The sequence below is a fragment of the Geodermatophilus sp. URMC 64 genome (genome assembly GCF_053502555.1).
In genome coordinates, this window is the sequence record NZ_CP199955.1 from 889,332 (window position 1) to 910,881 (window position 21,550).

A 21,550-nucleotide genomic window follows, 5' to 3' on the forward strand; every position below is an offset into this window, starting at 1 on the left:
CCGCCTCTTCCGAACAGGAATCCAACAGAGATGTCGATCTTCCTCAACGAGAACAGCAAGGTCATCGTCCAGGGCATGACCGGCTCGGAGGGGCGCAAGCACACCCAGCGCATGCTGGCCTCCGGGACGGCGATCGTCGGCGGCGTGAATCCGAAGAAGGCCGGCGAGAGCGTCGAGTTCGACGGCTCCACCGTGCCGGTGTTCGGCAGCGTCGCCGAGGCGATGAAGGAGACCGGCGCCGACGTCAGCGTCATCTTCGTGCCGCCGGCCGGCGCGAAGGGCGCCGTCCTCGAGGCCGTCGACGCCCAGATCGGGCTCGCCGTCGTCATCACCGAGGGCATCCCGGTGCACGACTCGACCTACTTCTGGGCGCACGCCCAGGGCGGCTCGACCCGGATCGTCGGCCCGAACTGCCCCGGCCTGATCAGCCCCGGACGGTCCAACGCCGGCATCATCCCGGCCAACATCACCAAGCAGGGCAAGATCGGCCTGGTCAGCAAGTCGGGCACGCTGACCTACCAGATGATGTACGAGCTCCGGGACATCGGTTTCTCCACCTGCGTCGGCATCGGCGGCGACCCGGTCATCGGGACGACGCACATCGACTGCCTCCAGGCGTTCCAGGACGACCCGGAGACCGAGGCCATCGTGATGATCGGTGAGATCGGCGGCGACGCCGAGGAGCGCGCGGCCGACTTCATCAAGGCCAACGTGACCAAGCCGGTCGTCGGCTACGTCGCCGGCTTCACCGCGCCCGAGGGCAAGACGATGGGCCACGCCGGCGCGATCGTCTCCGGCTCCTCCGGCACCGCGCAGGCCAAGAAGGAGGCCCTCGAGGCCGCCGGCGTGCGGGTCGGCAAGACGCCGTCGGAGACCGCTCGGCTCATGCGGGAACTGGTGGGCTGAGAGGCCGCCCTTCAGGGGCCCGCGCCGAGCCTGCGAGGCGTGGGGGGAAGGGCGGTCCTTCTACTGCCGCTGCCCGGCGACCTCATGGGGTCGCCGGGCAGCGCCGTGTCCGGGCCCGCGAGGACGCGGATCACGGACAGGGGACACCGGGCGTGCCAGTGTTGCCTGGAGCGACCTGGGCGGACACCATGCGCTCCGCACGCCTGTCACTACTGAGGAGAACCCCGTCATGACCTCCAGTCAGCCCCCGCAGCCGCCGGGCGGGTACGGGCCGCCGCCGCAGGGCGGGCAGCCCGGTTACGGGCAGCAGCCGGGCTTCCCGCCGCCCGCGCCGGGGCAGCCGTCCTACGGTCAGCAACCGGGGCAGCCGCCCTACCCGCCGCCGGGGCAGCCCTCCTACGGTCAGCCGCCGCAGCCCGGCCAGCCGCCCTACGGGCCGCCCCCCGGCTACGGCCAGCAGCCTCCCTACGGTCAGCACCCTCCCTACGGCCACCAGCCGTACGGCCAGCCCACCTACGGGCAGCAGCCGGGCTACAACCCCTACGGGCAGCACGCGGGCACCGGCGCCGGCGTCTCGTTCGACGCCGCCAAGCTGAAGATGGCGCACTACGTCATCGCCGGCGGCACGCTGGTCTACCTGGTCCTGTCGTTCTTCCCCTGGTTCGACTTCAGCGACTACGTCTTGGGATTCCCGAGCGACGCCACGTTCATCGACGAGTCGATCAGCGGCTGGACCAGTTTGCTGGTCAAGTTGGCCTTCTTCCTGTTCCTGTTCGCCGCGGTGTGGGCGGTGCTGCCGGCGTTCTACGAGGTCACGCTCGGCTTCCCGCGCGGCTGGATCACCGTCGGCCTGGCCGGTCTCGGGTTCCTGCTGACGCTGATCGCCTGGATCCGGTCCCTCGGCGGCGGCTTCTTCGTCTTCGCGCTGCTCGGCCTGCTCGTGGCCGCGGCGATCGCGTTGTTCGCGTTCCTGTCCCTGCTGCCCGAGCTGCGCAACCGGCCGGCGCTGCCGGGCGGCCTGGCCAACGCGGCGCAGTGGGCCAACCAGCAGGCGCCGGACGTCACCGGCCAGTTGGGTGGCCAGCCCGGCCGTCCGGGCAGCGCCCCGGGTCAGCCGTACGGGCAGCAGCCCGGCGCACCCGCCGGCCCGCCGCCCCAGCAGCAGTACGCCCCGCCGCCGCCTCCTCCGGGGCCGGCGCAGGGCGGTCCGGCGGCCCCGGCGAGCCAGGGCGGCCCGGCCCCGGCGGGGGAGGGCACGCCGCCCCCGCCGTACGGGCAGCCGGGCCCGACCGGCTCGACCGCGTCCGGTGAGCAGCCGAGCGGGCCCAGCGCCCCGTCGACCAGCGCCTGACCCCTGCACACCCACGACCGCCGGCGCCTCCGGGCCGCCGGCGGTCGTGGCGTTCCGGGCTCTCCGGCGCGTGCGCCGACGATCCGCGGGACGGCCTTGGGACAGTGGACCCATGGCGGTTTCCTCCCCACGGGCCCTGCTCGCCCGGCTGCCCGGATCCGGGCGGGACGGCGGACCGCCCCTGGGCTGGGCGGCGGCCGCGGTCGCGGCGGTCTCACTGGCCGGGCTGGCCGGCCTCGGCGTCGCGGTCGTCGTCGTCTCGACGCTCGACCCGACCGGCGGGCTCTCCGTCGGCGGCTCCGCCGCGCTGGCCGGCCGGCTGTGGCTGCTGGCCAACGGAGCGGAGCTCGAGCTGCCGTCCGGTCCGCTGCGGCTGGCGCCGCTGCTGCTGACCCTCGGCATCGCCTGGGGGCTCGCCCGCGCGGGCCGGTTCGCCGTCCACGTCTCCGGCGAGGTCGGCCCGCGTGCCGCGGGATGGACGACGGCGGCGATGGTGGGCCTCCACACGGCGCTGACCGTGCTGCTCGGCCTGGTCCTCGACGACCCCGACGCCGGCGTGGACCTGCTGCGCACCGCGCCCGGCGCCGCCGTCCTCGCGCTCGTCGCCTGCGGCTGGGGGGTGCTCCGCGAGTCGGGCGGGCTCGACGCGCTGCTCGACCGCGCCCCCGGGGCGGTGCGCCCGTTGCTGCGCGCCGTCGTCGCGGGGGTGCTGACGCTGCTGGCCCTGTGCCTGGCTGTCGTGGCCGTGGCCGTGGCCGACGACGCGAGCGGGTACGCCGCGCTCTCCGGCGGCCTCGGCGGGGCGGGCGCCGGCGCGCTCGGGCTGCTCGGCCTCGGGCTGCTGCTCCTGCCCAACGCCGCCGCCGCCGTGCTCGGGCTGGCCGCCGGCCCCGGCTTCGTGGTCGGCACCGGCACGCTGGTCTCGGTGCACGGCGTGACGCTCGCCGCCGTCCCGGCCCTGCCGCTGCTGGCCGCGCTGCCCGACACCCAGGCCGTGCCGCTGCTCGCCTTCGTCTCGCAGGCGGTGCCGGCGCTGGCCGGGCTGGTCACCGGCGCGGTGCTCGGCCGCCGGATGGGCCCGGACGACGGCGGCCCGGTCGTCGCCGGGCTGTGGGGCGTGGCGGCCGGCGTCCTGCTGGGACTGCTGAGCGCCGCCGGGGTGTGGGTGGCCGCCGGTTCGCTGGGCGACGGCGCCCTGGCCGAGGTGGGCGCGCCGGCGCTGGCGACCGGCATCGCGGTCGCGGCGCAGGCCGGGATCGCCGCCGCCGTCGCCGCGACGGTGAGCCGGTGGCGGTCCCGGGCTGACGGCGGCGGGTCCGGGCGGTCGCACTAGGGTCGGGTCGTGCCCGCACCCGAGCCCACCCCGCGGGCGCGCGTCGTCGTCCTGCTGTCGGGGACGGGGTCGCTGTGCGCCGCGCTGCTCGACGCCGCCGACGACCCCGGCTACCCGGCCGAGGTGGTCGCCGTCGGTGCCGACCGGCAGGCGCCGGGGCTCGAGCACGCCCGCAGGCGCGGCCTGCCGGCCTTCGTGTGCGCGCTGGGGGAGCACCCCGACCGCGCCGCCTGGGACCGCGCGCTGGCCGCCGCGATCGCCGGCTTCGAGCCGGACCTCGTGGTCTCCGCCGGTTTCATGAAGATCGTCGGCCCGGCCGTGCTGGACGCGTTCGGCGGCCGGCTGATCAACACCCACCCCGCCCTGCTGCCGGCCTTCCCCGGCGCGCACGCCGTCCGGGACGCCCTGGCCGCCGGGGTGCCGGTGACCGGATCGACCGTGCACCTGGTCGACGCCGGGGTGGACACCGGCCCGGTGCTCGCCCAGCGCGAGGTCCCCGTCGAGCCCGGGGACGACGAGGCGAGGCTGCACGAACGCATCAAGACGGTGGAGCGCGAGCTCCTGGTGGAGACGGTGGCGCAGCTCGTCACCGCGAACGTGACGAGGGAGAACTCGCGATGACCGACCGCACGCCGATCCGTCGTGCGCTGCTGGGCGTCTACGACAAGAGCGGGATCGAGGAGCTCGCCCGCGGCCTCGCCGCCGCCGGGGTGGAGCTGGTGAGCACCGGCGCCACCGCCCGGAGGATCGCCGAGGCCGGCGTCCCGGTCACGCCGGTGGAGAAGGTGACCGGCTTCCCCGAGTGCCTCGACGGGCGGGTGAAGACGCTGCACCCCGCCGTCCACGCCGGGATCCTGGCCGACCGGCGCCGGGCCGAGCACAGCGCGCAGCTCGACGAGCTCGGCATCGCGCCGTTCGACCTCGTGGTGGTCAACCTCTACCCGTTCACCGAGACGGTGGCCTCCGGCGCGTCCTCCGACGAGTGCGTCGAGCAGATCGACATCGGCGGTCCGGCCATGGTCCGGGCCGCGGCGAAGAACCACCCGTCGGTCGCCGTCGTCGTCGACCCGGCCCGCTACGGCGACGTCCTGGCGGCGGTGGCCGAGGGCGGGTTCACCCTCGCCCAGCGGCAGCAGCTGGCCGCGGCGGCGTTCCGGCACACGGCCACCTACGACATCGCCGTCGCGTCGTGGATGGGCAACGTGCTCGCGCCGGACGACGACGGCTCCGGCTTCCCCGGCTGGGTCGGGGCCACCTGGCAGCGGGCCGACGTGCTGCGCTACGGCGAGAACCCGCACCAGCGGGCGGCCCTCTACCGCGGTGAGCGGCCGGGGCTCGCGCACGCCGAGCAGCTGCACGGCAAGGCGATGTCCTACAACAACTACGTCGACACCGACGCCGCCTGGCGGGCCGCGCACGACCACAACGACCCCTGCGTGGCGATCATCAAGCACGCCAACCCGTGCGGGATCGCGGTGGGCGCCGACATCGCGTCGGCGCACCGCAAGGCGCACGCCTGCGACCCCGTCTCGGCGTTCGGCGGCGTCATCGCGGCAAACCGCGAGGTCGACCTGACGATGGCCGAGCAGGTCGCCGAGGTGTTCACCGAGGTGGTCGTCGCGCCGTCGTTCACGGCCGACGCCCTGCAGGTGCTGACCACGAAGAAGAACATCCGCATCCTGCGGCTGCCGCACGTGCCCGGAGCCGGTGCGGAGCTGCGCCCGGTCGGCGGCGGGCTGCTGCTGCAGACCATCGACCGCATCGACGCCTCCGGCGACGACCCGACGACGTGGACGCTCGTCGCCGGCCAGCCGGTGGACGCCGCGGAGCTGGACAACCTGGTGTTCGCCTGGCGCAGCGTCCGCGCCGTGAAGAGCAACGCGATCCTGCTGGCGCACGACAAGGCCACCGTCGGCGTCGGCATGGGCCAGGTCAACCGGGTGGACGCCGCCCGGCTGGCCGTGGCGCGGGCGGGGGACCGGGCCGCGGGGGCGGTGGCGGCCTCCGATGCGTTCTTCCCGTTCGCCGACGGGCTGCAGGTGCTGCTCGACGCGGGGGTCCGGGCCGTCGTCCAGCCCGGCGGGTCGGTGCGCGACGAGGAGGTCATCGCGGCGGCCACCGCGGCCGGCGTCCCGATGTACCTGACCGGCACCCGCCACTTCGCCCATTGAGGGGCGCGCGACCCCACGTCCGCCCGCCGGAGGACGGGACCGTCGTCGAGGGGGCGGACTTCGCCCGGGTGGAGTGGGACTGGGTGGAGCTGTCGAACGTCACGTTCACCCGCTGCCGGTTCGACGACGCCTCGCTGTCGGAGCTGGTCACCCGCCGCTGCGTCTTCGAGTCGTGCGTGCTCACCGGCGTGCTGCTCGGTGGGTCGCGGCACTCCGGTTCGGCGTTCCTGTCCTGCCGGTTCGACCGGGCCAAGCTCTTCGACGCCGTGTGGGACGGCTGCAAGCTGACCGGCTCGCAGTTCCCCGGGGCCGAGCTGCGGCCGATGACGTCGACCGACAGCGACTGGAGCTGGACGTCGTTGCGCGGCGCGGACCTCTCGGGCCTGGACCTCTCCGGTCAGCGGCTGCGCGAGGCCGACCTCACCGACGCCGACCTGCGCGAGTGCAACCTGGTCGGTGCCGACCTGGACAACGTCCGCGTGCATGGGCTGAAGCTGCGCGGGGCCGACCTGCGGGGCGCCTCCACCGAGGGCGTCAACTGGCGGGCGCTGAACCTGCTCGGCGTCCGCCTGGACCTCGTGCAGGCGGTCGCGTTCGCCCGCGCCCACGGCGCCCTGGTCGCCGAGTAGCGGCCGGAGCGCCGGGAGGTCAGGCCGGTGGAGCCGTCGTCGTCCCCTTCTTGGGGCCGGTGAGCAGGGCCTTGAGCGAGCCGAGCAGGCCGAGGACGGCGACGGCGATCGCGAACCAGAAGCCGATGCCGAAGTCGCCGAGGTCCCAGCCGTTGTCGGCCAGCGGCACGAGCACCCCCGCGGCGACAGCGATGCTGACCAGCAGCGCGAGCAGGCCGAGGAAGCGGTGGGCGCGGGCGGGGACGAGCATCAGCAGCCCGAGGACGAACAGCACCCCGCCGCCGAGGATCACCGCCAGCGGCTGCCAGAACCCGGAGGTGAACAGCCCACCGATGCCGTCCTCGGCGATCGTGTCGAACCCGAGCCGCAGGATGTCCCAGCCGCGGGTGTTGTCGCGCGGCAGCCAGGACAGCAGCAGGCTCACCCCGGCCGCGATGCCGGCGAGGATCAGCAGCAGCGCCGCGAACGCGTCCGCGCGGCGCACCTTGACCGGCTGGGTCGAGTACTGCGGGGCCGTGTAGTAGTTCTCGCCCGTCCCGGCGTAGCCCTGCGCCGCCGGCCCCACCGCGGTCGAGCCGCCGACGACGGGCGTGATCCCCGGCGTGGTCTGCTCCCGCCACGTGTCGTCGACGGGGCGGGACTGCTGCTCGTCCTGCGCGGACCGGCTCCCGGTCGGGTAGGGGGTCTGTTCGCGCTCGCTCATCTGGCTCCTCCGACGGGTCGGCGGGCGCGGGAAGTCGCCCACGCAGCCGAGCCTAGGGCCGCGGGCGCTCCCCGTGAGTCGTCTCGGGCACACTGTCGGTCGTGCCCGCGACGATCCTGGACGGCAAGGCCACGGCGGCGGCGATCCGCACCGAGCTCACCGAGCGCGTCGCGGCACTGACCGCGGCCGGTCACCAGCCGGGGCTCGGCACGCTGCTGGTCGGCGACGACCCGGGCAGCCGCTGGTACGTCGACGCCAAGCACAAGGACTGCGCCCAGGTCGGCATCGCCAGCATCCAGCGCGAGCTGCCGGCGACGGCGACGCAGGCCGACGTCCTCGGCGTCGTGGCCGAGCTCAACGCCGACCCGGCCTGCACCGGCTACATCGTCCAGCTGCCGCTGCCCGAGCAGGTCGACGAGTACGCCGTCCTCGAGGCGATGGCCCCGGCCAAGGACGCCGACGGCCTGCACCCCGTCAACCTCGGTCGGCTGGTGCTCAACGTCCCCGGGGCGCTGCCCTGCACCCCGGTCGGCATCGTCGAGCTGCTGCGCCGGTACGACGTGCCGATCGCCGGCGCGGAGGTCGTGGTCATCGGCCGCGGCATCACGGTGGGCCGCCCCCTCGGGCTGCTGCTCACCCGCCGCAGCGAGAACGCCACCGTCACCCTGTGCCACACCGGCACCCGTGACCTGACCGCGCACGTCCGCAACGCGGACATCGTGGTCGCCGCCGCCGGCGTGCCCGGGCTGATCACCAAGGACATGGTCAAGCCGGGCGCCGCCGTCCTGGACGTCGGTGTCAGCCGGGTCGACGGCAAGATCGCCGGGGACGTCGCCCTCGACGTCGTGGACGTCGCCGGCCACGTGGCCCCCAACCCCGGCGGCGTCGGGCCGATGACCCGCGCGATGCTGCTGGCCAACGTCGTGGCCGCCGCGGAGCAGGCCGCGGCCGTCGAGGTCCTCTCGGCCTGATGTCCCGGCCGCCGCTCTACACCCGCCGGCCGTTCCTCGCCGGCCTGATCCGCCAGCTGCCGCTGCTCGCGGTGCTGATCGCGGTCGGCGTGGGGCTGCTGATGGTCACCTTCGAGCACTGGCGCAAGGGCCTGGTCGTCGCCGGCCTGGCACTGGTCGGGGGAGCGGTGCTGCGGCTGCTGCTGCCGGTGCGGCGGGTCGGGTTCCTCGCCGTCCGGAGCCGGCCGGTCGACGTCCTGCTGCTGGCGGGGACCGGGCTGGCGCTGGCGATCATCGCGCTGGCCATCCCGTCCTCCTGACCCGCTCAGGCGCGCACCGCGCCCCGGCGCTAGGTTGAGGGCCATGGCAGAGAAGTCCCGGTCGGGCAAGGTCACCGTCGTCGGCGCCGGTTTCTACGGGTCCACCACGGCTCTGCGGCTCGCCGAGTACGACATCTTCGAGACCGTCGTCCTCACCGACATCGTGGAGGGCAAGCCGGAGGGCCTGGCCCTCGACATGAACCAGTCGCGGCCGATCGAGGGCTTCGAGACCAAGATCGTCGGTGTCGGCGGCGGTTCCTACGAGGGCACCGAGAACTCCGACGTCGTCGTCGTCACCGCGGGTCTCCCGCGCAAGCCCGGCATGAGCCGGATGGATCTCATCGAGACCAACGCGAAGATCGTCCGCCAGGTCGCGGAGAACATCGCGCGGACCTCGCCCGACGCGGTGATCATCGTCGTCTCCAACCCGCTCGACGAGATGACCGCGCTGGCGCAGCTGGCCACCGGTTTCCCGAAGAACCGGGTCATGGGCCAGGCCGGCATGCTCGACACCGCGCGATTCACCAACAACGTGGCCGAGGAGCTCGGCGTCCCGGTGGGCTCGGTGCAGACCCTCACCCTCGGCTCGCACGGCGACACGATGGTGCCGGTCCCGTCGCGGTGCACCGTCGACGGCAAGCCGCTGGCCGACGTGCTGCCCCAGGACCGCATCGACCACCTGGTCGACCGCACCCGCAACGGCGGTGCCGAGGTGGTCGCGCTGCTCAAGACCGGGTCGGCGTACTACGCCCCCTCGGCCGCCGCGGCCCGCATGGCCCGCGCGGTCATGGAGGACTCCGGCGCGGTCATGCCGGTCTGCGCGTGGGTGGACGGTGAGTACGGCATCTCCGGGGTGTACCTCGGCGTCGAGGCCGAGATCGGCCGCGAGGGCGTGCGCCGCGTGGTCGAGGGCGATCTGACCGAGAGCGAGCTGGCCGGGCTGCGCGAAGCCGCCGAGGCCGTCCGGGCCAAGCAGGCCGACGTAGCCGACCTCTGAAGAAGGACCCCACTGCCCCCCACCGCTCGCGAGCTCGCGGCGGGACCCTGCAGCGGGGCCACATGAGCACGAGGAGAAACTCTGTGAGCAAGATCAAGGTCGAGGGCACCGTCGTCGAACTCGACGGCGACGAGATGACCCGGATCATCTGGCAGTTCATCAAGGACCAGCTGATCCTCCCGTACCTCGACGTGAACCTCGAGTACTACGACCTCGGCATCGAGAAGCGCGACGAGACCGACGACCAGATCACCATCGACGCGGCCAACGCGATCAAGCAGCACGGCGTCGGCGTCAAGTGCGCGACCATCACCCCCGACGAGGCCCGCGTCGAGGAGTTCGGCCTGAAGAAAATGTGGCGGTCCCCGAACGGGACGATCCGCAACATCCTCGGCGGCGTGATCTTCCGCGAGCCGATCATCATGTCCAACGTGCCGCGGCTGGTGCCGGGCTGGACCAAGCCGATCGTCGTCGGCCGTCACGCGTTCGGTGACCAGTACCGCGCGACCGACTTCAGGTTCCCCGGCGAGGGGACGCTGACGATCTCCTTCCAGCCCAAGGACGGCGGCGAGCCGATCCAGCACGAGGTGTTCCAGTCGCCCGGCGGCGGTGTCGCGATGGCGATGTACAACCTCGACGACTCGATCCGCGACTTCGCGCGGGCCTCGATGAACTACGGCCTGCAGCGCGGCTACCCGGTCTACCTCTCGACCAAGAACACGATCCTCAAGGCCTACGACGGCCGCTTCAAGGACCTGTTCCAGGAGACCTTCGAGACCGAGTTCAAAGACAAGTTCGAGTCCGCCGGCATCACCTACGAGCACCGGCTGATCGACGACATGGTCGCCGCGTCCCTCAAGTGGGAGGGCGGCTACGTCTGGGCCTGCAAGAACTACGACGGCGACGTGCAGTCCGACACCGTCGCGCAGGGCTTCGGCTCGCTGGGCTTGATGACCTCGGTGCTGATGAGCCCCGACGGCCGCACCGTCGAGGCCGAGGCCGCGCACGGCACGGTCACCCGGCACTACCGGCAGCACCAGCGCGGCGAGCAGACGTCGACCAACCCGATCGCGTCGATCTTCGCCTGGACCCGGGGCCTGGCCCACCGGGGCAAGCTCGACAACACCCCCGAGGTCACCCACTTCGCGGAGACGCTCGAGAAGGTCTGCATCGACACCGTCGAGAGCGGTCAGATGACCAAGGACCTCGCCCTGCTGATCAGCCGCGACCAGGCCTGGCTCAACACCCAGGACTTCCTCGCGGCGATCGACAACAACCTGCAGAAGGCCATGGCCTGACGCAAACCGCACGCCGACGACGGCCCCTCGCCCGACCGGGCGGGGGGCCGCTGTCGTTGATCATCTCGGGTCCACCGTTGCCTCAGGAGCGTTGAGGCACCGGTGGACCCGAGGTGATCACAGGGCCAGGGCTCGTGCGACGTCCGCGAGCAGTTCCCGCGGGTGCCGCATGTCCTCCTTCGTCACGAACCGCACCCGCCAGTCGGCCGCGGTCAGCCGGTTGAGCCGCCTGCGGTCCTTCGGGAACTGATCCGGGTCCCCGTGCCACACCCCGTCGTACTCGAGGGCCAGCCGATGCTCCGGCCAGGCGAAGTCGACCTTGGCGACGAACCTCCCGGCCACGCGCACCGTGTACTGGGCGATCGGGAGGGGCAGAGCGGATCGGTGCAGCAGCAGCCGCAGCCGTGTCTCCGGCGGTGACTCCGCCAGGCCGTCGGCGAGCATCGCCGTGCGGCGGGCGACCGCGCTGCCCCGGCACGCCGGCAGTCCCTGTACCGCAGCCCGCACGTCCGCGAGATCCACGACGCGAGCGTTGACCAGGCGGTCGAGAAGCACGACCGACTCGTCACCTTCGTCCCGGCGGATCAGGTCCACAGCAGTGCGCACCCGGTCCGTCCAGCGCAGCCCACGGCCGTCGTGGACGACGTCGCCGTCGAGGCGGGCACTGCGCACGACGACGCCGGGCCCCGGCGTCCAACGTGTGCCCGGCGGGACGACGACCTCCACGGGATCCTCGGCGGTGACGAGATCGGCGAGGCCCCAGAGCACCGCCGCCGTCCGCCCACCCAGCGCGGCACGGCGCGGCATCACCAGACTCACGCCGCGGGCCATCAGCCGGTGGTCGACCGGCAGGACGGCGTCCGCGTAGACGTCACGTCGCAGGCGACGCCAGGCACGGCTGCGCAACTGCGGCTCGGTGAGTACTCCTGCGCCTACTGCCCAGGAGCCGCGGAAGACGCGACCGTGCAGCACCGGGGGACGCAGCGGCGGCACGGGCACCGCCGCAGCGTCCCTGGTGGTCGCGCTCCCGCGCTGTCCTCATCCACAGGCGCTTGATCACCTCGGGCCGGTGGCCCCGTCCGGAGGCTCGCCCCGAGCTTGCGAGGGGTGAGGGGACGGGGTCCTTCCTCAGGCGAAGTCCTGGGTCCACCAGGGGCCGCCGGCGCCGTGGGCGACGCCGACGCCGATCCGCGAGAAGGAGCAGTTGAGGATGTTCGCCCGGTGCCCGGGGCTGTTCATCCAGTCGCTCATCACCGCCGCGGCGTCGGCCTGGCCGTAGGCGATGTTCTCGCCCATCACGGTCACACCGGCGCGGTCACCGCGGTCGAACGGCGAGAGGCCGTCGGGGTCGTCGTGCGAGAAGAAGCCGCGGTCGCGCATGTCGGCGCTGAACGCCCGGGCGAGGGCGGCCAGGCCGTCGTCGGCCACGAGGGGGCCGCAGCCGGCCGCCGCGCGCTCCTGGTTCACCAGCGCGAGCACCTGCCCCTCGGCGCTCGGGTCGGCGGGCGCGGCCGCGGGAGCCGGCGCGGCGGCAGCCGCGGGCGCGGGGGCCGGAGCGGGGGCCGACTCGCTGGTCTCCGGGGCCGCCTCGACCGGGGACGACGAGGAGGTGGTCTCCTCCGTCGTCTCCGGGGCCGCCCCGGACGAGGAGTCGGACGCCGCCGGGACGTCGCTCGCGGGCACCTCGGTCGTGCTCTCCGGCGCGGCGGCCGTTGTCTCGGGCGAGGTCTCCGCGGCGGGGGCGCCGTCCACGCCCAGCTGCACGACACCCGAGCGCTCCTCGCGGCTGGTCCGCGGATCACCGGACGACGAGGCGGACGAGGCGTCGAGGTCGACGGTCGTGTCCTCGGCGCTCGAGATGGCCGGGGCGAACACCGGGATCGACAGGGCGATGCCGGCCACGACGCCGCAGACGAGCACGACCGGCGCGATCCGCCCGCGCAGCCGCAGCGAACGCGGCAGGTGGAAGGCCCAACGGGAGAATGCCGCGGAGAGCCGCGCGGAGAGCGAGGGGCCGCTGGGCGAGTGGTGCACGGGAAGATCCTCACGAGGTGCTAGATCACGAATCGTTACTTTGTCGAGACTAGCCGTATCGGAGGCATTACGGGGAGTCAGGGGTGAGGCAAATCACATCTCGCCCCGGTGAGTTGCGTCATCGCCTCCCCTGGTGGGCAGGGCCACCGACTGCGGGCAGCATGGACGGGGTCCGCACCACCTGAACCCGAGGAGCACGCCGCCGGTGAGCGACGTCTGGCTCAACATCATCATGGTCGTCGTCTTCGTCCTGATCGGCGGCGCCTTCTCCGGGGCGGAGATCGCCCTGGTCTCGCTCCGGGAGTCGCAGGTCCGCTCCCTGTCGGAACGGGGGCGCCGCGGGCACGCGGTGCAGCGGCTCCTGAGCGACCCGAACCGCTTCCTCGCCGCCGTCCAGGTCGGCGTGACCGTCGCCGGCTTCTTCTCCGCGGCCTTCGGCGCCAGCACTCTGTCGCGGCCGGTCGCCGACTGGCTGGTCGGCCTCGGCGTGAGTGACGGCCTCGCCGGCACGCTCGGCCTGGTCCTCGTCACGATCGCGATCAGCTACCTGTCCCTGGTGGTCGGCGAGCTGACGCCGAAGCGGCTGGCCCTGCAGCGGGCCGAGGGCTTCTCGCTGGTCGTGGCCGCGCCGCTCAACACGATCGCCAAGCTGTTCCGGCCGATCGTCTGGCTGCTGTCGAAGTCCACCGACCTCCTGGTCCGGGCGCTCGGCGGTGACCCGAAGCAGAGCGGCGAGTCGATCAGCCAGGAGGAGCTGCGCGACCTGGTGGCCGCGCACGAGTCGCTCAGCAGCGACGAGCGACGGCTCATCGACGAGGTCTTCCGGGCCGGCGACCGCGAGGTCCGCGAGGTCATGACCCCACGCACCGAGGTCGAGTTCCTCGAGTCCTCGATGACGGCAAGCCGCGCGGCCAAGCTGGTCGTCGACTCGAACTGGTCGCGCTACCCCGTGGTGGGCCGGGACCAGGACGACGTCGTCGGCTTCGTGCACGTGCGCGACCTGATCCTGCCGACGCACCCGGCCGGGCGGGCGGCGACGGTCGGCGACCTGGCCCGTGAGGTCAAGCGGCTGCCCGGCACGGCCGGCGTCCTCACCGCCCTCTCCGAGATGCGCCGGGAGAACCAGCACCTGGCCATCGTCGTCGACGAGTACGGCGGCACCGACGGGATCGTCACCCTCGAGGACCTGATCGAGGAGGTGATCGGGGAGATCTACGACGAGTACGACGAGGAGGTCACGCCGGAGGACGACGGCCGCGCCGACGGTCCGCGGGAGGTCGACGGGCTGCTCAACCTCGACGACTTCACGGAGGCCACCGGGCTGGCGCTGCCCGAGGGCCCGTACGAGACGGTCGCCGGCTACGTGCTCGCCGAGCTCGGCCGGCTGCCCCAGGTCGGCGACAGCGTCGAGGTCGAGGGCCGCACGCTCACCGTCCTGGAGCTCGACGGACGGCGGATCGCCCGGCTCGCGGTCAGCCGCCCGGCGACCGGCAGCGGGGACGGCGCCGAGGTGGAGAGCGGCGCCGCGGCGGGTTAACGCGCCCGCGCGACGTCCCAGGCGTCGCGGACGATCCCGGTCAGGTCCGCGTGCTGCGGCGTCCAGCCCAGGTCGGCGCGGATCCGCTCGCTCGACGCGACCAGCTGGGCCGGGTCACCGGACCGCCGGGCGCCGACCTCGACCGGCACGGGGTGCCCGGTGACCCGGCGGACGGCGTCGATCACCTCCTGCACCGAGAAGCCGGTGCCGTTGCCGAGGTTGTAGATCCGGTGCTCGCCCTCGGCCGGCGCGGGCAGCGCGAGCAGGTGCGCGTCGGCGAGGTCGGCGACGTGGATGTAGTCGCGGATGCAGGTGCCGTCGGGGGTCGGGTAGTCCTCGCCGTAGATGGTCAGGTGCTGCCGCTGCCCGGCCGCGACCTGCAGCGCGATCGGGATGAGGTGGGTCTCGGTGGCGTGCCGCTCGCCGAGTCCGTAGGCGGCGCCGGCCACGTTGAAGTAGCGCAGGCTCACCGCGGCGAACCCGTGCGCCACCGCGTACGACGTGAGCATGGCGTCGACGGCGAGCTTCGTCGCCCCGTAGGTGTTGGTCGGTCGCGTCGGCGCGTCCTCCCGGATCGGCACCTGCTCCGGCTCCCCGTAGGTCGCCGCGGTGGAGGAGAAGACGATCCGGCGGCAGCCGGCGGCGCGCATCGCCTCGAGCAGCGCCAGCGATCCGCCGACGTTGACGTGCCAGTACTCCTCGGGCGCCTGCTGCGAGGCCCCGACGAGGCTCTTCGCCGCGAAGTGCAGCACAGCCTCGGGCCGGACCTCGGCGAGCACGGGCGCCGAGTCGTGCAGCGTGGCCTCGACGAACCGCGCCCCGGACGGGACGGCGTCGGCGTGCCCGGTCGAGAGGTCGTCGAGGACGGTCACCTCGTGGCCGCCGGCCAGCAGTGCTGCCGTGACTACGCTGCCGATGTAGCCGGCTCCGCCGGCGACGAGTACGCGCATGGGGCAACCCTAGGGAGGAACGCCGCCGTGGTCTCCGCACGCCCCGCCGTGCAGGCGCTGCCTGCCTACAAGCCGGGACGCAACCCCGCCGACGTCGCCCGGGAGATCGGGGTCGAGCGCGCGGTCAAGCTGGCCAGCAACGAGACCCCCTTCCCGCCGCTTCCGGCCGTCCTCGAGGCGGTGGCCGCTGCCATGGCCGAGACCAACCGCTACCCCGACAACGGCGCGCTCGTCCTGACCCAGGCGCTCGCCGAGCACTACGGCGTCGACCCGGCGCAGGTCGTCGCCGGCTGCGGCGGGGTGTCGCTCTGCCAGCAGCTGGCGCAGTCGTTCAACGACCCCGGCACGAGCATGGCCTTCGCCTGGCGGTCGTTCGAGATGTACCCGCTCATGGCCCAGGTCGTCGGCGCGCGCAGCATCCCCGTGCCGCTCAAGGCCGGCCGGCCCGGCGGCCCGGCCGACACCCACGACCTCGAGGCGCTCGCCGCGGCGCTCGACGACACCACCCGGCTGGTCTGGGTCTGCAACCCGAACAACCCCACGGGGACGGCGGTCCGCCGGGCGGAGCTGGAGCGGTTCCTCGACGCGGTGCCCGGGGAGACCCTCGTCGTCCTCGACGAGGCCTACCGCGAGTTCGTCACCGACCCCGACGTCCCCGACGGCCTGGAACTCATGCGCGGCCGGCCCAACGTGGCGGTGCTGCGGACCTTCTCCAAGGCCTACTCGCTGGCCGGGCTGCGGGTCGGCTACGTGATCGCGGAGGACTCCGCCGTCGCGGCGGCCCTGCGCAAGACGCACGTGCCGTTCAGCGTCTCCATCCCCGCCCAGGCCGCCGGGGTGGCGGCGCTGGGCTGCCAGGACGAGGTCCGCCGCCGCTGCGCCGCCGTCGTCGCCGAGCGCGACCGGCTCACCGCCGCGCTGCGCGAGCGCGGCTTCGACGTCCCCGACAGCCAGGCCAACTTCGTCTGGCTGCCGGTGGGGGAGCGCACCGCCGAGCTCGCCGCGGCCCTGGAGGGCCGAGCGGTGATCACCCGCCCGTACGGCGAGGACGGCATCCGCGTCACGGTCGGCACGCCCGAGGAGGACGACGTCTTCCTCGCGGCCCTCGACGAGGTGCGCGCGGGCGCACGCGTGGCCTGAGGCCTCGGCGTGGCCGGTCGACGCCCCGAAACGGGGGAGTCGGGGCAGCCGGCCGCGGAGCGGCTGGTTTGATGGCCTCCGTGCCTCTTCCCCGTGTCCTCTCCGGCATCCAGCCGACGGCGGGTTCCTTCCACCTCGGCAACTACCTGGGTGCGCTGCGCCAGTGGGTGAGCCTGCAGGACACGACCGAGGCGTTCTACTGCGTCGTCGACCTGCACGCGATCACGCTGCCGCAGGACCCGGCGGAGCTGCGCCGCAACACCCTCGTCTCCGCCGCCCAGCTGCTCGCGCTCGGGGTCGACCCCGACCGCTCCGTGCTGTTCGTCCAGAGCCACGTGCCGGAGCACGTGCGGTTGTCGTGGGTCCTCGAGTGCCTCACCGGGTTCGGCGAGGCCAGCCGGATGACGCAGTTCAAGGACAAGAGCCAGCGGGAGGGCACCGGGGCGGCCTCGGTCGGGCTGTTCACCTATCCGGTGCTGCAGGCCGCCGACATCCTCGTGTACCAGGCCGACGAGGTGCCGGTCGGCGAGGACCAGCGGCAGCACCTGGAGCTGACCCGCGACCTCGCGACCCGGTTCAACAGCCGCTTCGGGCAGACGTTCACGCTGCCGCAGCCGCGCATCCCCGAGGGCGCGGCGAAGATCGTCGACCTGCAGGCGCCGGACAAGAAGATGAGCAAGAGCCTGCCGCCGGCCGGCTGCGTGTTCCTGCTCGACGACGCCGCGGTCACCGCGAAGAAGATCCGGTCCGCGGTCACCGACACCGGCCGCGAGGTCGTCTTCGACCCCGAGGCCAAGGCCGGCGTCAGCAACCTGCTGACGATCCACAGCGCGCTGTCCGGGCGCAGCGTCGCCGAGCTCGAGGTGCAGTTCGAGGGCCGCGGCTACGGCGATCTCAAGAAGGAGGTCGCGGAGGTGGTCACGGGGGCGCTGGAGCCGATCCGCGCGCGCACGCAGGAGCTGCTCGACGATCCCGCCGAGCTCGAGCGGGTCCTGGTCGCCGGCGCCGCCCGGGCCCGGGAGGTCGCCGCGCCGACCGTCGCGGCGGCCTACGAGCGGGTCGGCTTCCTGCCCCCCGCGCCGGAGAGCCGCCCGTGAACGACGACACCTTCGTCCCGCGCAGCCGCAAGCCCGCCCCGCAGACCACCGTGCTCGGGGTCGTCGTCCCCATCCCGGAGCCGTGGGCACAGCTGTTCGTCGACTGGCGGGCCAAGGTCGGTGACCCGCAGGCCAGCCTGGTGCCCCCGCACGTCACGCTGCTGCCGCCGACCGAGGTGCCGGCCGGGGAGCGGCTGTCCATCAGCGCGCACCTCGCCGCGGTCGCCCGGGCCCACCCGCCGTTCGACATGCACCTGTCGGGCACCGGCACGTTCAGCCCCGTGTCCGACGTCGTCTTCGTCGCGGTGGCCCGCGGGATCGGCAACTGCGAGCTGCTGGCCAACGACGTCCGCAGCGGCCCGCTGGCCCGCTCCCTGTCCTTCCCGTACCACCCGCACGTCACCGTCGCCCACGACGTGCCGCCCGACATGCTCGAGCTGGCCTACTCCGGCCTCTCCGACGTCTCCGCCGAGTTCCGGGTGCAGCACTTCACCGAGTTCGAGCAGACCGCCGACGGAGCGTGGGCGATCGCCCGCGAGTACCCCCTCACCGGCCCGCCGCGCTGAACCCCCGGGGCGCGCGGCCGCGGGGGAGGCCCCAGACTCGGCCGGGTGACCACCGCCCCGCCCGACCGCGCGCCGCGGACACTGGGCCGGCGGGTGGCGGCCGTCCCGGCGGCGCTCGACCGGACCGTCACCAGGCTGCGGCGGCGCTGGCCCTGGCTCGATCACCTGGCCCGCGCCGGCGGCCGCTACCAGCGCCGGCAGGGCGAGATCATGGCCGCCGGCGTCACCTACTACGCCTTCCTCGGCCTGTTCCCGGTCCTGCTGCTGGTCGCCTCGGTCGTCGGGCTGGTCCTCTCCGGTGACCAGCTGCTGCAGCAGCAGCTGTTCGACGCGATCCGCGAGGCCGTGCCCGGCTCCACGGGGGAGTGGCTGGTCGACCAGGTCACCGACGCGATCGACGCCGCGGGCGTCGTCGGCGTCATCGGCCTGATCGGCTTCCTGTACGCCGGCCTGCGCACGATGGACAAGCTGCGGATCGGCATGGAGAACATCTGGAAGGGCTCGGTCGACGAGCCCGAGTTCCTCCGCGACAACCTGCAGGACCTGCTGGCCCTGCTCGCCCTCGGCGCCGCCGGCGCGCTCAGCCTGGGCCTGACCGGCGGGGTCACCCAGGCCACCGGCGCGGTGCTCGAATTCCTCGGCCTCGACGACGCCCCCGGCTACGGCCTGCTCACCTGGTTCCTCGGCCTGGCGCTGGCGATCGCGGGCGACACCGTCGTCTTCCTGTGGCTGCTCCGGGTGGTCCCGTCGGTGTCGCACCCGCTGCGCCTGTTGCTGCCCGGGGCGCTGTTCGGCGCGCTCGGCTTCGAGGTGCTCAAGGTGATCGGCGGCTTCTACCTGTCGCTGATCGGCACCAGCGTCACCGCGTCGGCCTTCGGCGGCGCCGTCGGCATCCTCGTCTGGATCAACGTGGTGGCCCGGTACGCGTTCTTCACCGCCGCGTGGACGGCGTCGCTGCCCGCCGTCGAGGCCGCGCACGCCGACGCAGGGTGACCGTCAGGCCGAGCGAGGCGACGAGCAGCACCGCGGCACCGGCCGCGACCCAGCCCAGCGAGACCGAGGACGACGCCGCCGCGGGCGCGGCCACGGTCGGCCCGGCGGGCACGGTCGGCGGGACCGGGGTCGCCGTCGCCGTGGCCGTGGCCGGGACCTCGCCGGGCTCCACCAGCCGGCCGACGCCCTCCGTGCCGGCCGGGACGCTGAACCCCCAGTCCAGCAGCCGGGCAGCCTGCTCGGCCTCGTGCACCGGCCGGCGCTCGGTCTGCATGACGCTGACCACGATCCGCCGCCCGCCGCGCTCGGCCGCGGCGACGAAGGTGTGCCGGGCGGCGTCGGTGAACCCGCTCTTCCCGCCCAGGCTGCCCGGGTAGCTGGTCAGCAGCGGGTTCTGGCTCTGGATCTGGAAGCCGGGACGGCCGGCCACCGGCGGCATGTCCGCGAGCGGGGTCAGCAGGATCTCCGCCGTCGTCGGGTCGGCGACGAGCTGCCGGAAGATCAGCGCCAGGTCGTACGGGGACGACGACTGTCCCGCCACGTCCAGCCCGGACGGCGTCCCCGCGACCGTGTCGTAGGCGCCGATCCGCTCCGCCATCTCGTTCATCGCCGCCACGGTCTCCGGCACGCCCCCCGCGGCCCGGGCCAGCGCGTTCGCCGCGTCGTTGCCCGACTGCATCATCATCGCCCGGAACAGCAGCGACACCGGGTAGCGGCCGCCCTGGACGATGCCCACCCGGCTGCCCTCGATGTTCTCGTCCTCCGTCGTCCCGTCGACCACGAGGTCCGGCGGCAGCACCGGCGCGAGGGTGAGCAGCGTCAGCGTCTTCAGCGTGCTCGCCGGGTAGTAGCGGCCGTGCGGATCCCGCGCCGCGAGCACCTCACCGGAGCCGGCGTCGGCCACCAGCCAGCCGGCCGCGCCGATGCCGTCGGGCAGCGGCGGGGTGCCGTCGGCGACCACGAGCCCGCGGGTGTCGAGCTCCTCGCCGCCCACCGTGCTGCCGTCGGGGGCGCTGCCCTGCGGCGGCGGGCCGGCCGGTGGCGCGGTGGGCGTGGGCGCCGCGAGGTCGACGGTCGGGCGCGCGGGGGACGTCGAGGGCGCGGCGGCGGCGCCCGGCGTTCCCGTGACCACCAGCGCCGCCAGGACGGCCAAGACGGCGATCAGCCGCATCGCCACCGGCAGGGGTCGGGCGGCCGGGCCTGGACTGGGCACGGCTCGCACGCTAGCCCCGGCGTCCCGACGCGCGGTTCCTGAACGGCTGCGTCGCAGGTCGGCGGCCGACCGTGGGACCGCTTAACGATCGGGTCTCGGTCCTCGTCCGGGGCTCCGGGGCGGCGCCGGGCGAGGCTAGCGTCGCCCCCGACGTGCCGCCTCCGCGGCCGGCCGCGGGCCGGGCGTGCGGTGGCGCGGACCCCGATGTTCCGGGGCGCGGCCCCCGCCGGACGGCGGGGGCCGCGCCCTCCCAGAGAGGAGATCGTCTTGCGCCGAGCGCGGATGATGAAGGCCGCGGCGCTGCTGCTGGCCGGCAGCATGGCCCTCGCGGCCTGTGCCAGCGACGAGGACACCAGCGGCGGCAGCGGCGGCGACGGCGGTGCCAGCAGTGGTGACCTGAAGATCGGCCTCGCCTACGACGCCATCGGCCGCGGCGACCGTTCGTTCAACGACTCGGCCTACGCCGGCGTCCAGGCCGCCATCGACGACCTCGGCGGCGACTTCACCGAGGTCACGCCGAACGAGGACGGCTCCGACCGGGCCGAGCTGCTCGCGCAGCTCGCCGAGCAGGGCTACAACCCGGTGATCGCCGTCGGCTTCGCCTACGACGAGGTCATCGCCGACGTCGCGGCCGACTTCCCGGACACCACGTTCGCGCAGGTCGACGGCTCGAACACCCTGCCCGACGGCAGCAGCAAGGGCGACAACGTCACCGGCCTGCTCTTCGCGGAGGAGCAGGGCTCCTTCCTGGCCGGTGTCGCCGCGGCGCTGAAGACCACGACGAACCACATCGGCTTCGTCGGCGGTGTCGAGACCACCCTGATCCAGAAGTTCCAGGCGGGCTACGAGGCCGGCGCCCGGGCGGTCAAGCCGGACATCGTCATCGACAGCGAGTACATCTCGCCGGCCGGTGACTTCTCCGGGTTCAACGACCCCGCGCGGGCCAACCTCCTGGCCTCGGCGATGTACCAGAGCGGCGCCGACATCGTCTACCACGCGGCCGGTGGCTCCGGGACGGGCGTCTTCGACGCCGCCGTCGCCAACAACGGCCGAGCGATCGGTGTCGACTCCGACCAGTACAACACCGTCGACGACCCCGCCCAGCAGGCGGTGATCATGACCTCGATGCTCAAGCGGGTCGACAACGCCGTCCAGGCGTTCATCAGCGACTTCGCCGAGGGCAACGTCGAGGGCGGCACCGACATCGTCAACGACCTGTCCACCGAGGGCATCGACCTGGCCACCAGCGGTGGCTTCATCGACGACATCCAGACCCAGATCGACGACTACAAGCAGCAGATCATCGACGGCACCATCACGGTTCCGACGACTCCGTGACGACGGTCCGGCGGGCCCGCGCCC

At 73.7% G+C, this 21,550-nt stretch carries 21 protein-coding genes; 16 read left to right on the top strand and 5 right to left on the bottom strand.

Annotation, left to right across the window (positions count from 1 at the left end; genetic code table 11):
• Positions 1-30: 30 nt before the first annotated feature.
• The 6 genes from sucD to ACWIYF_RS04555 all read left to right on the top strand — a co-directional run bounded on the left by sucD (position 31) and on the right by ACWIYF_RS04555 (position 6,390).
• Complete coding sequence (gene sucD, locus ACWIYF_RS04530; RefSeq protein ID WP_448626921.1) at positions 31-906, top strand: succinate--CoA ligase subunit alpha; 876 nt, start codon at positions 31-33, stop codon at positions 904-906.
• Positions 907-1,135: 229 nt separating this feature from the next.
• On the top strand, positions 1,136-2,257 hold the full coding sequence (locus ACWIYF_RS04535) for a hypothetical protein (protein ID WP_448626922.1): 1,122 nt from the start codon (positions 1,136-1,138) through the stop codon (positions 2,255-2,257).
• 112 nt (positions 2,258-2,369) lie between these two features.
• Complete coding sequence (locus ACWIYF_RS04540; protein ID WP_448626923.1) at positions 2,370-3,590, top strand: cell division protein PerM; 1,221 nt, start codon at positions 2,370-2,372, stop codon at positions 3,588-3,590.
• A gap of 9 nt (positions 3,591-3,599) precedes the next feature.
• Positions 3,600-4,211 carry a phosphoribosylglycinamide formyltransferase gene (gene purN, locus ACWIYF_RS04545; protein WP_448626924.1) on the top strand — a complete coding sequence of 204 codons (612 nt, stop codon included), beginning with the start codon at positions 3,600-3,602 and terminating at the stop codon, positions 4,209-4,211.
• Complete coding sequence (purH, locus tag ACWIYF_RS04550; protein ID WP_448626925.1) at positions 4,208-5,761, top strand: bifunctional phosphoribosylaminoimidazolecarboxamide formyltransferase/IMP cyclohydrolase; 1,554 nt, start codon at positions 4,208-4,210, stop codon at positions 5,759-5,761. Before purN ends, purH begins: the two co-directional genes overlap by 4 nt.
• Entirely contained in the window at positions 5,758-6,390 is a 633-nt protein-coding gene (locus ACWIYF_RS04555) for a pentapeptide repeat-containing protein (protein ID WP_448626926.1), read from the top strand. Before purH ends, ACWIYF_RS04555 begins: the two co-directional genes overlap by 4 nt.
• Before the next feature lie 19 nt (positions 6,391-6,409).
• On the opposite strand, the gene ACWIYF_RS04560 is transcribed toward ACWIYF_RS04555, so the two are convergent.
• The gene (locus ACWIYF_RS04560) at positions 6,410-7,093 is read right to left on the bottom strand and encodes a hypothetical protein (protein WP_448626927.1); all 684 of its coding nucleotides are present in this window, start codon (positions 7,091-7,093) and stop codon (positions 6,410-6,412) included.
• 101 nt (positions 7,094-7,194) lie between these two features.
• Between ACWIYF_RS04560 and ACWIYF_RS04565 the strand changes: the two genes are divergently transcribed.
• The 4 genes from ACWIYF_RS04565 (at position 7,195) to ACWIYF_RS04580 (ending at position 10,658) form a co-directional block, all read left to right on the top strand.
• On the top strand, positions 7,195-8,064 hold the full coding sequence (locus tag ACWIYF_RS04565; protein WP_448626928.1) for a bifunctional methylenetetrahydrofolate dehydrogenase/methenyltetrahydrofolate cyclohydrolase: 870 nt from the start codon (positions 7,195-7,197) through the stop codon (positions 8,062-8,064).
• Complete coding sequence (locus tag ACWIYF_RS04570) at positions 8,064-8,363, top strand: DUF3017 domain-containing protein (RefSeq protein ID WP_448626929.1); 300 nt, start codon at positions 8,064-8,066, stop codon at positions 8,361-8,363. The genes ACWIYF_RS04565 and ACWIYF_RS04570 overlap by 1 nt, the downstream gene beginning before the upstream one ends.
• 43 nt (positions 8,364-8,406) lie before the next feature.
• Complete coding sequence (gene mdh / locus ACWIYF_RS04575; RefSeq protein WP_448626930.1) at positions 8,407-9,360, top strand: malate dehydrogenase; 954 nt, start codon at positions 8,407-8,409, stop codon at positions 9,358-9,360.
• Positions 9,361-9,443: 83 nt separating this feature from the next.
• A complete protein-coding gene (locus ACWIYF_RS04580; protein ID WP_448626931.1) occupies positions 9,444-10,658 on the top strand; it encodes an NADP-dependent isocitrate dehydrogenase in 1,215 nt (404 codons plus the stop codon).
• A gap of 117 nt (positions 10,659-10,775) precedes the next feature.
• On the opposite strand, the gene ACWIYF_RS04585 is transcribed toward ACWIYF_RS04580, so the two are convergent.
• On the bottom strand, positions 10,776-11,657 hold the full coding sequence (locus ACWIYF_RS04585) for a hypothetical protein (protein ID WP_448626932.1): 882 nt from the start codon (positions 11,655-11,657) through the stop codon (positions 10,776-10,778).
• Positions 11,658-11,786: 129 nt separating this feature from the next.
• Complete coding sequence (locus ACWIYF_RS04590) at positions 11,787-12,692, bottom strand: CAP domain-containing protein (RefSeq protein WP_448626933.1); 906 nt, start codon at positions 12,690-12,692, stop codon at positions 11,787-11,789.
• 205 nt (positions 12,693-12,897) lie between these two features.
• Between ACWIYF_RS04590 and ACWIYF_RS04595 the strand changes: the two genes are divergently transcribed.
• Positions 12,898-14,229: a hemolysin family protein gene (locus ACWIYF_RS04595; protein ID WP_448626934.1), complete on the top strand. Its 1,332-nt coding sequence runs from the start codon at positions 12,898-12,900 to the stop codon at positions 14,227-14,229.
• Here the strand turns inward: ACWIYF_RS04595 and galE are convergent.
• Complete coding sequence (galE, locus tag ACWIYF_RS04600) at positions 14,226-15,179, bottom strand: UDP-glucose 4-epimerase GalE (RefSeq protein ID WP_448626935.1); 954 nt, start codon at positions 15,177-15,179, stop codon at positions 14,226-14,228. The two genes, ACWIYF_RS04595 and galE, sit on opposite strands and share 4 nt — an antisense overlap.
• Positions 15,180-15,206: 27 nt before the next feature.
• Here galE and hisC point away from each other — a divergent pair, with 27 nt between their 5' ends.
• From hisC to ACWIYF_RS04620, 4 genes are all read left to right on the top strand, one after another.
• The gene (hisC, locus tag ACWIYF_RS04605) at positions 15,207-16,319 is read left to right on the top strand and encodes a histidinol-phosphate transaminase (protein WP_448626936.1); all 1,113 of its coding nucleotides are present in this window, start codon (positions 15,207-15,209) and stop codon (positions 16,317-16,319) included.
• Between the two features lie 71 nt (positions 16,320-16,390).
• Positions 16,391-17,416 carry a tryptophan--tRNA ligase gene (gene trpS, locus ACWIYF_RS04610; RefSeq protein ID WP_448626937.1) on the top strand — a complete coding sequence of 342 codons (1,026 nt, stop codon included), beginning with the start codon at positions 16,391-16,393 and terminating at the stop codon, positions 17,414-17,416.
• Complete coding sequence (locus ACWIYF_RS04615) at positions 17,413-17,982, top strand: 2'-5' RNA ligase family protein (RefSeq protein WP_448626938.1); 570 nt, start codon at positions 17,413-17,415, stop codon at positions 17,980-17,982. Before trpS ends, ACWIYF_RS04615 begins: the two co-directional genes overlap by 4 nt.
• Positions 17,983-18,027: 45 nt before the next feature.
• Positions 18,028-18,975, top strand: a complete 948-nt coding sequence (locus ACWIYF_RS04620) for a YihY/virulence factor BrkB family protein (RefSeq protein WP_448626939.1) — start codon at positions 18,028-18,030, stop codon at positions 18,973-18,975.
• On the opposite strand, the gene ACWIYF_RS04625 is transcribed toward ACWIYF_RS04620, so the two are convergent.
• A complete protein-coding gene (locus tag ACWIYF_RS04625; RefSeq protein ID WP_448626940.1) occupies positions 18,914-20,188 on the bottom strand; it encodes a D-alanyl-D-alanine carboxypeptidase family protein in 1,275 nt (424 codons plus the stop codon). The genes ACWIYF_RS04620 and ACWIYF_RS04625 overlap by 62 nt on opposite strands.
• A 267-nt stretch (positions 20,189-20,455) precedes the next feature.
• Between ACWIYF_RS04625 and ACWIYF_RS04630 the strand changes: the two genes are divergently transcribed.
• A complete protein-coding gene (locus ACWIYF_RS04630) occupies positions 20,456-21,526 on the top strand; it encodes a BMP family lipoprotein (RefSeq protein ID WP_448626941.1) in 1,071 nt (356 codons plus the stop codon).
• Positions 21,527-21,550: the final 24 nt, after the last annotated feature.